Annotated in this window: 1 protein-coding gene; it reads left to right on the top strand. The window is 72.4% G+C overall.

All coding sequences use genetic code 11. The features are described from left to right. Positions 1-457 precede the first annotated feature (457 nt). On the top strand, positions 458-1,396 hold the full coding sequence (gene lpxC, locus BKE38_RS29645; RefSeq protein ID WP_242662626.1) for a UDP-3-O-acyl-N-acetylglucosamine deacetylase: 939 nt from the start codon (positions 458-460) through the stop codon (positions 1,394-1,396). The last annotated feature ends 131 nt before the right edge of the window (positions 1,397-1,527 follow it).

Below are 1,527 nucleotides of genomic sequence, written 5' to 3'. Positions count from 1 at the left end.
CCCCCGCGCCGCGCCCGGCCCCGGCCGCCCCGGCGCAGCCGCCGGCCGAGGAGATGGGGCTGGACATCCCGACCTTCCTGCGCCGCCAGAGCAACTGAGGCTGGCGCCACCGGTGCCGCGACCCCGTCGCGGCACGACTGGACAGACAACCCCGGGCCGCAAGGCGCGGGGTTTTTTCATGGGCGAAGGGCTTCACGAGCGGTTCACCCGGACTGTCACACAGGACACGGAAAATCCTCGCGAAGCCGTTATGATGCGCCGCAAAAACCCTTCTTTGTCAGTGCGATAGAGGGAAAACTTCGAAGGAAATAAACGGAAACAAGCGTTGACTCGCATGGGCCCGGACCCGGTGTCATCTAGATGCTGACGGAACCATCCGGGGCAGCCTTCCCGCCCGACGATGCGTTTCCGAAGCAGATGTATCGGGGCAATGATGGACGGTTTTCTGGCGGCAGGCATGGAACGGCGCAGGACGCTCAAGGCGCCCATCGGCTGCGTCGGCATCGGCCTGCATTCCGGCCGTCGCGCCAGCCTCACCCTGCATCCCGCGCCCGCCGGCGACGGCATCGTCTTCCGCCGCAGCGACCTCGGCCTCGAGATCCCGGCGCGCTTCGACCTGGTCTTCGACACCCGCCTCTGCACCGCCATTGCCCTGCCCGGCCAGCCGCAGGCGCGGCTCGGCACCATCGAGCATGTCATGGCGGCGCTCGCCGCCTGCGGCATCGACGATGCGGTGATCGAGGTGGACGGGCCGGAAGTGCCGATCCTGGACGGCTCGGCCGCGCCCTTCCTGTTCCTGATCGACTGCGCCGGCGTGACCACCACGGCCATGCCCCGCCGCAGCATCGAGGTGCTGAAGACGGTGCGCGTGCAGGAGAGCGACGCCCCCGGCAGCGCCTGGGCGCAGCTGGAGCCGATCGCGACCCCGGGCTTCGAGGCCGCGCTGGAGATCGACTTCCCCTCCAGCGCCATCGGCCGCCAGCAGCTCAGCCTGCGCGTCACCGAGGCCTCCTTCCGCGCGGTCCTGGCCGATTCCCGCACCTTCACCCTGGCCGAGGATGTGGCGCGGCTGCGCGCCGCCGGTCTCGCCCAGGGCGGCAGCCTGGACAACGCCGTCGTCGTCGACGGCCCGCTGGTGCTGAACCCCGGCGGGCTGCGCCATGCCGATGAATGCGTCCGCCACAAGCTGCTGGACGTGGTCGGCGACCTGGCCCTGGCCGGCGCGCCGCTCTCGGCCCGCTTCAGCGGCAGCCGCTCGGGCCATGCGCTGAACAACCGGCTGCTGCGCGCCCTCTTCGCCGACGCCGAGGCCTGGCGCTGGACCGACGAGGCTCTGGTGCCGGCCTTCTCGCCCCGCGCCCCTGCCCGCCGCCAGGCGGAGCCGGTCGCCGCCTGAGGCGCGCCGCGCCGCCCCGCCGGTGGCGCTTTCCCGAAGCACGAGTCCCCCAGGCCGGCCCCTCCCCGGGCCGGCACCCCCGAAACCGGCGCGGCACCCCCCGCGCCGGTTTCGGGGGTGCCGGCCCGGGG

This window comes from Teichococcus deserti, from assembly GCF_001982615.1.
Taxonomy (GTDB): domain Bacteria; phylum Pseudomonadota; class Alphaproteobacteria; order Acetobacterales; family Acetobacteraceae; genus Pseudoroseomonas; species Pseudoroseomonas deserti.
Note: the sequence above shows the minus strand (reverse complement) of the source record. Positions and strands in the feature narration are given on the sequence as shown.

What these genes read in the sequence shown, in the direction of transcription:
- lpxC (WP_242662626.1), top strand. Translation starts at nt 458, where the DNA reads ATGGAACGGCGCAGGACGCTCAAGGCGCCCATCGGCTGCGTCGGCATC.